The organism is Streptomyces sp. NPDC048483 (assembly GCF_040651455.1).
GTDB lineage: Bacteria > Actinomycetota > Actinomycetes > Streptomycetales > Streptomycetaceae > Streptomyces.
Window position 1 is genome coordinate 1 of sequence record NZ_JBEZJZ010000188.1, and the last position, 9,109, is coordinate 9,109.

Genomic DNA, 9,109 nt, shown 5'->3' on the forward strand with positions numbered 1-9,109 from the left:
CTGAGCGTCGCCGCACGCGTGCGGGTGAAGAAGATGGCCTACGGCCACAAGACCGAGCACCGGCTGCGGGTGCGCGCGCAGGTCGTCCTGCACGCCGCGCGCGGACGCTCCAACGCGCGCATCGCCTGGGAGACGGGGCTGCACCTGGACACCGTGCGCCGCTGGCGTGGCCGGTTTGCTCAGGCGGGCCTGCCCGGGCTCAAAGACCGTCAACGCTGCGGCCGTCCCGCTTCGTTCACGCCGCTGCAGGCCACCGAGGTCAAGGCGCTGGCCTGCCGACTGCCCGCCGGGACCGGAGTGCCGATCTCACGCTGGTCGTGCCCGGAACTGGCCCGCGAGGCCATCACCCGCCAGATCGTGACCGCGGTGTCGCCCTCCACCGTGCGACGCCGGCTGACTGAGGACGCGCTCAAGCCCTGGCAGCACCGCTCCTGGATCTTCATCACCGACTCCGACTTCCGCACCAAGGCGGCCCGGGTGCTGGACCTGTACGCACGCACCTGGCAGGGCCAACCCCTCGGCGAGGACGAGTACGTCATCAGCGCCGACGAGAAGACCTCCATCCAGGCCCGCTGCCACCCCACCCTCGCCCCCGGCGAGGCCCGCGCCATGCGGGTCAACCACACCTACGGCCGTAGCGGCGCCCTGGCCTACCTGGCCGCCCACGACGTCCACCACGCCAAGGCATTCGGCCGCACCGAGGCTCGGACCGGCATCGACCCGTTCATGGCCCCGGCCGCCCAGGTCATGAGCCAGGAACCGTACGCCAGCGCCAAGCGCGTCTTCTGGATCGTCGACAACGGCTCCTCCCACCGCGGGAAGAAGGCCGCAGACCGGCTGACCGCCGCATTCCCGAACGCGGTCATGGTCCACACCCCGGTGCACTCCTCCTGGTTGAACCAGGTGGAGATCTTCTTCTCCGTCGTGCAGCGCAAGGTCGTCTCGCCCAACGACTCCACCGACCTCACCCAGGTCGGGGACCGGCTCCGAGCCTTCGAAGACCGCTACAACGCCACGGCACAGCCGTTCCAGTGGAAGTTCACCACCTCCGACCTGGATGATCTGCTGGCCAGGCTCGACCGGCAGACCGCCGATCACCACGAAGAATCCTCCGTGGCGCTGGCAACGTGATCAACCCCCGAAGGATTCAAGGAGCCGACCACTAAGCCGCTGATCTTGGTCAGGCCGGGGCTTCGAGGGCGTTGACGCGGTTCGCGTACGCGCGGCGGGCCTTGCGCTGCGCGGGGATCGCCGAGGTCCCTGGGGTGCCGTCGAGGGGCCGGCAGAGGTCAAGGAGGCGGCGGTGGACCGCTTCGCCCGGCCTGTCGACCCGCCGACGGGTACCGGCTGGAGTTCCGGTAGCGTCCGTTCCATGATCGCCCTCGATGCGCTCGTCCGCCTCTGCCCGCCGCCCGCCAATCCGCCACCCGCGGTGGACTGGACGCAAGCCGAGCGCGCCCTCGGCGCGGCTCTGCCCGCCGACTACAAGCAGCTCGTCGAGACATACGGCGACGGCATCTTCGACGAGACGATCTGGCTGCTCGTCCCCGACTCCGCCTACAACGACTGCGACCTGCACGCGCAGACGACGGAACGGGACGAGATCCTGGCCGACCTGTGGGAGTTCGAGGACAAGCCCGCCGGCCTGCAGGAGGCGGGGGCGAGGGTCCTGCCGTGGGCATTCGAGGAGGGCTCGGGAGCGTTCTTGTACTGGCTGGCGCGGCCCGGTCAGCACCCTGACGACTGGACCGTGCTCTACAACGAGGGGCGCGGCCCCCTGTGGGAGCACCACGACATGGGGTGCCTCGCCTTCCTGCTGGCGGTGCTCACCGAAACGGCGGAAACGAAGTACTTCGGCTACCTCTACGAAGTGCTGAAGCCGACGGAGCACCGCTTCGCGACGGCCGACCAGACCCTTGGAGCGAACGGGTAGTGACGCCGTCGGCCGCTCCCGACGACCTGGCTCGCTGCTGACGCACCTCACTGAGCGCCGCACTTGGGTCTGACCGCAGTTTCATGACAGTGCGGCTCCCCATGTCAGACAGAGCCCTCTCGGATGAGTTCGGTCCAGACCGACTGCCGATCTTCTGCGGCGATTCCGGGGTCGAGGCGGCGCACCGCGTCCACGATGAGATCCACACACGCGTAGAGACGGTCGTAATGGGTGACAACCTCCCCCTCGGGGGCCATGTGCGGCGGTGACTCGATCTGCCGCAGGATCTGCAGCGCCGCATGCCAGCGCCAGGCAGTTTCGACGTACTGGGCGATGGAGGAGCTGAAGAGGGACACTGCCGGTTTGTGGAGTCCCGCGTGGTGGGGCCTCAGGATCTCCGGCAGGTCGTCGACGGTGATCGGCGCGGGGAGGAGGCGCAGCACACGACCCTCGCCGGGGACCACGCCGACGACGCAGCTGTCCTCGGCGGGCCCCCAGAAGCCCAGGTCGTAGAGGCGTTGTCCTTCCTTGACCAGACGGCGCTCGTGGTCGCCTGCCAGGTTGGGCACCAGCACGGGGTCGATCCCGACCTGCGGCCTGGGGGTGAAGAGCGGCAATCGCGGCAGCCCCCACTCTCGCAAGGCCGCCCGGTCGGCTTCCGGGATGCCCCACTCCTCGGCCGCCCCAACGGGCAGCACCTGATGCTCAGCGGCGGCGAGGCAGTCCAGCGGTAGTGACAAAACACGCAGCAGTTCATCCTCGATCGGCGCCCACACGCCTTTACGGTCGCTCTCCACGCGCCACAGCATCTCTCGGCGATTCCGCCATACTCAAGATCGTTCACGGAACCGCGGTCAGAGCCAAAATCGTGGATCCCCATCAACCCGGGCAAGGCAAACGACGGCCTCGTCCGGCTTCCCGCCTCGGGCATGCTGAACCTCGTCCCGAACGGAGTCAGGTCCTTCCGCCGCGACGGAGCCACCGACGCCGTCGCGTTCGCGGCAGCGTACGGCGGACCGTTCGACGGTATCGTCCTGGCCTCGCCCGCCGGTCGACAAGGTCAGCTGACCCGGATGCACTCGGGGGAGAGCCGGCGTGGAACCAGGCGGCAGGGAGCAGACCCAGGGCGATCATGGCGGTCCTCCGGCTACGGCTGGCGGACTTCACCACGTCCAGGTCGGCGCCGCTCGACGGCGCGGCAGGGAGAACGGTCATGCGTACAGCCAACCAACTCCGCGAGGCCGCACACCGCATCAGCGTGCGTACTCAGATTCCCCCACGCGGGCACTCAGCCACCGCACCGCAGAGCCTGGACGTCATTCCCCCACCAATGAGCGTTGCTCATACTGAAGTTGCTGGTCACTGGGCTGGTGTGAGTCGGTGGTCGTGTCCGTGGCACCGGCGGCCGCTGTGCCAGTCGTCGTTGTCTGATTCCCAGTCGATGGTGCGGCGGTTGTCTGGGTGGTTTTTGTCCATCTGGATGGCGGCATGGAGGGGAGGGGGTGCTGGGTGCGGTGTGACCAGGCCAGAGGGTGGTTGCACAGTTTCGCTGCGGTGAGGGCATACAGCGAGGGGCTGTGGTGTGGGGGTGGTGGAGGACGGCGATTTCGGTGGCGTTGAGGTCGGGGTGAGCAGCGCGCGCAGCCGGTCGGGATGCGAAAACAGCCCGAGTACCCCGCGCAGCCGCTCGGCCGTGGTAAGCCCGCGGCCGCAGGTGCACAGGGCGTGCTCGGCCAGCTCGGGTGCTTCGCTCACCACAGCCGCACCCACGACATGGGGGAGTGCCGACGCTTCCTGGGTGGTGGCGCGGATACGGGCCAGCAGAGAGGCGAGCGCGGTGGGCTCGGGGTGCCGCCCAGGGGAGAGGATGAGACGGCGCATCCACGGGCGGGCCTCGGCGTGCTCGTACACGCATTGATCGACGACCGGGGCGGGGCGACCGAGCAGCGCGCCAAGGCCGTCGACGGTGAGGTTCTCGGCCCGGGCCAGGGCTCGTCGTACGCACGCGTCGGGTCGCCGGCCGCCTTCGCGCGAGCCTCTGCGGTGAGGGGCACCCAGGTGAGGTAACCGGGCTCCTCTTCGCCCAGCCGACGGCGTATCCGCCCGGCATCGCCGGGGGCGGCCCCAGCGAGCAACAGGGCGAGCAGTCGACCGTGCACCTCTGGGGCGGGTAGCGGGGCCCGGGCTTACCCCCGTTGCAGGGCCAGCGCGACGGCGTGGGAGATCGGCTGGGCGGTGCGGGTCTCGTAGCAGCTGAAGCCGGGGCTGGGATTCACCTCCAGACAGTACGCCTCTCCGTCGTCGGTGAGGATCAGGTCGACACCGGCGAGGGCGAGGCCGAGCCCACTCACCAGCTTCCGGCACCGCTCCGCCAGGTCGTCGGGCAACTCCCAGGCGGAGAACTCCGTTCGGCCGCCCTCCTCCTGGATGTAGCGGTAGTCCACCTGGTCGGTGTCAACCCGGGTGGCGAACACGTTCTGGGCGACCACGTGCACCCGTACGTTGGTTCCGGGGACATAACGCTGGAACTGGACCGGGCAGCCGCGTATGAGGAGGAGTCTTTGGGCTGCTTCGTCGTCGAGTTCGCGCACGACGGACCTCACCGCGCTGACCGACTTGTAGATCAACCGGCCGTGCCGTGCCCTGAAGTCGCGAACTATGTCCGGGTCGTTGGTGACCAGGGTGTCCGGCACGGAGAACCCGGCCTGGCGGATCAGCTGGGACTGGTAGGGCTTCGACCGGTTGGAGGCCGAGGCGGCGGCGCGGTTCATCACGCAACCGGGCGCGATCTCGGTCCAGTTGCTCAGCGCCTCGTGCCAGGCCCGGCACCGCTGTGCCGTCTCGTCGGAGCCGTCGCGCACCTCCGGCAGCAGGCGCCAGTCCATGAGTCGGGTGTAGACACCGGTCACCTCGGAGCAGTCGACGGGCGGATGCCCGTGGTCGCCGGACAGCAGTCCCCGGATCTCTCCGCCGGAGATCTCGATGTCGACAGACGTCTCCTCGAACCGCCGTTGGTACAGCACGACATGGGCAAAGCCCATTCGCTCGAGTGCGGCGATCACCAGCGCGGTAGGTGGATCGCTGGGGATCCCACAGACGGCGATCATCCGGCCGTCACCGGCACACCGGCGAAGTGCCGGTGCAGCCCGTCGACGAGTGCACCGCCCCCGATCCGCAGGTCGGGCACGGGAGTCGCCCCGGCGAAGCTCACCGACTTCCCGTCGTGGCGCAGGCCGACGCCCAGCAGTTGCGTACCGGCGAGCCGGGCCAGCCGGACGCAGGCCGGTACGACGTTGGGCAGGCACCGCGCATCCGGCAGGCGCTCACCTCCGAAGACCTGCTCCTTGAACACCACGACGGAGTGGGTTGCCGGTCGGTCCTGCGGCGCCGCACCGGTGCGGCTGGACAGGGCGACGGCCGGCACGGGCAGGCCGGCCCGCGCTGCGAGCACTGCCCACTCCGCCGCCGAGCGCCATGCCCCGCAGAAGCCCACGGGAGAGGGCCGGTTGACGGTGACCGGGGCGACGCACAGAAGCCAGCTGAGCATCAGCGCGTTCAACTCGTCCGCGGCGTAGTCGCTGTCGGCCCGCGTGGCGAGCACCGGGGGGCGGACCGGGGCGCGGACGATCCGGTTGAGTACGCCTCGTATGTCACCGCTTTCCAGTGGCCGCCCGTCGGCGAGGCGGATGCGGAAGCTCGCGCCGTCGGGCCCCACGCGGTGTTCCTGCCGAGCCGAGCGGATCAGCGCGTCCGGTGTGAGGAGTTCCAGCGGTGCCAGGCCGCGCTTCCGCAGTCCCTCGTAGGCCCAGACCGCGGCACGATCCGCGGGATCGCCGAGTACCAGCCACATGGCGGTCAGCGGCCCTCCCGCTGCCTGCCCTCGGCCTCGTCGGCGCCCGGTCCCGCCACGGGTTCCGTCTCCCGAGCGAGGAGGTTCGCGGACAGATCCGGGCGCAGTTCGGGGGGGATGAAGTGGGCGAGTGTCGCGAACTTCTCTTCCAGCTCGACGAGTTGGCGTGTCATGCTTTCCTCGCCGGCCCCGAACAGGGAGTCCACGTCGACCGGTCCGGCGACACCGATGTATTCCGGGGGAGCGCCATGCCCCTTATCTATCACGTCTTCCTTGCTGTCCTTGTTGTCCTTCCTGTCCTTTGTCGGTTTGTGGCTCAAGGGCGGAGGCGGCGAGACCCCGAGACGGGAGAGGGTGATCGTTCTCTCGGCTGCCGTACTGTCACTGGCGGTGCCGATGACGTACTGGGTTCGCAGTTCGTCCTCCGGCCTTCCGGGTGTGACGGGTTGCGCCTTGAAGACGAGGGAGTCGGCATGATTGGGCTGAATCCTGTTGGGCCGCGCCATCAGGGTGAAGCCGCCCCCGATGTCCGTGTCGGGCGGATCGGTGATTCCCAGTGCCCCGGTACCGATGTTGGCGACGACCACGGTGATGACCGGGAGCGGCTCGTTGAAGACGGCCTTCGTCCCGAACGATCTCTGCTCTCCCGCAGGCGAGATACGCGGCTGAAGAGTCTCCGCCTCGTCGGTCGACGTCACCCAGACGAAGCCCAATTCCTCGGGATCGTTGTTCGTTATTCTGAGCCTCCATTTGCGTTCCGACTTCTTGCTGATGACGATGCTCACCTTGAAGACGTCGTTGGCCTCGCGGATCCAGGACGCTCCGGCGACGGCCTCGGCGTTCTCGTCGTGGATGGACACTCGTTCCGCCGGTTCCGCCGGAACCGTCGCGATGACGCCCGAACCCGCCCGGAGCTGGATGGTCGGCGCCGCACCGCCCAGGGGTTCGGAGCCGGACCCGACGGCGACGATACGGAGGAACATCTTGCCCGCCGTCTTGGGAACGGTGAACTCGACAAGGCCGGTCGTCGCCCCCGGCGGCAGCCTGAGCTGTTCCTGGTCCTTGGGGAATATTCCGAATGCCATGGCTCGTCCTGTCTGTTACAGCGGGGTCGTGTCGGCCGGAAGGACCTGTGCCGTCACCGGACGGCCCGCCTCGGGATGCACGATCTGCTCGGACCTTGGGTCCGACCGCTTCTGCCCGTACGGTTCGGGCACGTGCGGAGGGTCTTCGTCTGGGGCCGTAGCGAGGCCTCCCCAGCGTCGCGCGGCGGGATGCGCGTCCGCAGGGATGTGGTCGACCACCCGCCCGTCGGTGTCCACGGAGCTCTCCAGGGCGTACACGCCCTCGTACCGGTCCTGGATGTACGCCTTCATCTCCTCGAAGGCGTGGGCGCTTTCGACCAGCAGCGTCGGGCAGTCGGCGGCCCTCCTCATACGGCCGACCCCACCGACTTGAGGAATCCGTCCAGGGGCTGCGGAGAAAGGAGGGTGGCCATGAGAAGGCCCTGTCCGATGTGGGAATCTCCGGCCCTCGGTGTGACGGTCGGTCGTCCGTCGACGGGCGGCCCTTGATCGGCCGCATCACCTATTCATCAGATTCTCACGAAGGACCCCATCATGCATCCGGGCGGTTATTCAACCGCCCGACGGCGCGCAGGACGGTTCGACATGAGGGGGCGGGGCCGGAGCCGGAACGGAGAGGCCCCGGCCGTGTGATTTGCCGTGAAGGCGGTCAGGGACGGTTCCGGGGCCCCTTGCCAGGGTCGTGCCGTCAGCGCAGGGCGTCGGCGACGCGGTGCCGCAGCTGCGGCCGTTGACGGTGTCGTTAAACACCCCCCCCACGCCGTGAGGTTGCTGATGTGCACCTCGGTGTCCGCGTCACGCACGTCGTGTCGGCCGGTGCCGATCTCGGTTTCGATGAACCGGACCTGTTCCTCGAGCCTGCCCTGGCCGTCGAGCTTGGTTGCCGTCATCCGGTCCCACCGGCAGAAGCTGAAGTGGTTGATGACTTTCCCGGTCTCTCCCCGGGATCCGGGGATACGGCGGCACCGCTCAGGAGTGAGAGCCTTGGCTCGGGTGACGGCGTTCCTGGCGCGGATCTTCTCCCGTGGACGTCCAAGCCGACGAGGCCGACGAGCCCATGTCGGAAGATGCTGATCCGTTGGGCAATATTGGGGAGATCAACTCCCCGTCCGCTCACGCAAACGGCCCCGGACGACGAGTCCGAGGCCGGGTAGAGCCCGCCCCTCCCTGGGGTAGAAACCCCCCAGGTCAGAGTGGTAATGCGTTGTGCCCCCGGCAGGATTCGAACCTGCGGCACCCGCTTTAGGAGCGGGATCGAATTCCTGATCCAGGGGTACTGGATCGGGCTGGGTGGTGCTGTCCTCGCAGGTCAGCGCCACCCAGCCCGATAGTCAGTCCTGCCCCTGATGGCTCATGTTCCACCGTCCGCTCACGCATCGCTCACGCATAACGGAAGGCTGGCCAGGCATGGTCGGGGGCGAGGTCGCTCCTGACCCGTCGTGCGTCACACGGGGAGCAGGTGCCACTGCCGGTCCCGGTGGTCGCCCTCCGCCCTGTGCTGCTTGATCGCTGTGCGGGCGTTGGTGTCGACTCGCAGGAGCAGACCGCTGTTCCGGTTCGCGATCTCGTACGCCGGCGGGGTGTCGGTCGCGGAGCTCACCGGGATCAGCCGCCAGTGCTGGTGGTGTGCGTCGTCACCCTCGTAGGTGCGTTGCCCGACTACCGCCCCGGCCGTCTCGTGCGCTCCGACGATCTCCAGGACCTTGCCGCTGCGCACGTTCTCGATCGTGTACAGGACGTCGCCGTTGTCCTGGCCCGCCACGACCAGCCGCCACCGCTGGTGGCCCCTGGGGGCGGCGAGGGACTGGTGGATCTCGGCCCCGTCCTTGATGGACTCACGCTGGACCGCCATCCGCAGCCTGCTGCGGACGTTGGCCCAGGAGACGACCGTGCCCGAATCGGGCAGCCCGGCCCTCTTCGGCAACGCGACCTTCCGAACCCGGTGGTTGGCGTGGTCGGCGATGTAGAGGGTGTCGACGCGGTCCACAGCGACCCCGATCGGTTTGTTCAGCTGGGCAGATGCGGCCGGGCCGTCGTCACCGTCGAAGCCCTTGGTGTCCGTGCCGGCGACCGTGCTGATCTTCCCATCGGCCGTGATCTTCCGGATCCGATGGTTGTCGAAGTCGGCGATGTAGAGGGTGCCGATGCTGTCCACCGCCACCCCAAAGGGGGCATTCAACTGGGCGGCGGTGGCGGGGCCGTCGTCACCGCTGAAGCCCTTGGTGTCCGTGCCGGCGACCG

9 protein-coding genes are annotated in these 9,109 nt (G+C 68.7%); 2 read left to right on the plus strand and 7 right to left on the minus strand.

Translation table 11 applies throughout. The features are described from left to right. Both AB0D04_RS41280 and AB0D04_RS41285 read left to right on the plus strand, forming a co-directional pair. On the plus strand, window positions 1-1,131 hold a 1,131-nt coding region (locus AB0D04_RS41280; RefSeq protein ID WP_362712554.1), incomplete at its 5' end, for an IS630 family transposase. A 241-nt stretch (window positions 1,132-1,372) separates the two neighbouring features. Then, window positions 1,373-1,933: an SMI1/KNR4 family protein gene (locus AB0D04_RS41285; RefSeq protein WP_362712555.1), complete on the plus strand. Its 561-nt coding sequence runs from the start codon at window positions 1,373-1,375 to the stop codon at window positions 1,931-1,933. A gap of 104 nt (window positions 1,934-2,037) precedes the next feature. On the opposite strand, the gene AB0D04_RS41290 is transcribed toward AB0D04_RS41285, so the two are convergent. The 7 genes from AB0D04_RS41290 to AB0D04_RS41320 all read right to left on the minus strand — a co-directional run. Continuing rightward, a complete protein-coding gene (locus AB0D04_RS41290; RefSeq protein ID WP_362712556.1) occupies window positions 2,038-2,730 on the minus strand; it encodes an SUKH-4 family immunity protein in 693 nt (230 codons plus the stop codon). Between the two features lie 562 nt (window positions 2,731-3,292). Continuing rightward, complete coding sequence (locus AB0D04_RS41295) at window positions 3,293-3,844, minus strand: hypothetical protein (protein WP_362712557.1); 552 nt, start codon at window positions 3,842-3,844, stop codon at window positions 3,293-3,295. Window positions 3,845-4,119: 275 nt separating this feature from the next. Beyond that, window positions 4,120-5,040, minus strand: a complete 921-nt coding sequence (locus tag AB0D04_RS41300; protein WP_362712558.1) for an ATP-grasp domain-containing protein — start codon at window positions 5,038-5,040, stop codon at window positions 4,120-4,122. Beyond that, window positions 5,037-5,783 (minus strand): hypothetical protein, encoded by a 747-nt coding sequence (locus AB0D04_RS41305; protein WP_362712559.1) that lies wholly within the window; start codon window positions 5,781-5,783, stop codon window positions 5,037-5,039. The genes AB0D04_RS41300 and AB0D04_RS41305 overlap by 4 nt, the downstream gene beginning before the upstream one ends. Before the next feature lie 5 nt (window positions 5,784-5,788). Next, window positions 5,789-6,868, minus strand: coding sequence for a hypothetical protein (locus tag AB0D04_RS41310; RefSeq protein WP_362712560.1), 1,080 nt, complete (start codon window positions 6,866-6,868; stop codon window positions 5,789-5,791). A 15-nt stretch (window positions 6,869-6,883) separates the two neighbouring features. Further along, window positions 6,884-7,219 (minus strand): hypothetical protein, encoded by a 336-nt coding sequence (locus AB0D04_RS41315; RefSeq protein WP_362712561.1) that lies wholly within the window; start codon window positions 7,217-7,219, stop codon window positions 6,884-6,886. 1,093 nt (window positions 7,220-8,312) lie between these two features. After that, a partial coding sequence (locus AB0D04_RS41320; RefSeq protein WP_362712562.1) for an RICIN domain-containing protein occupies window positions 8,313-9,109 on the minus strand: 797 nt, incomplete at its 5' end.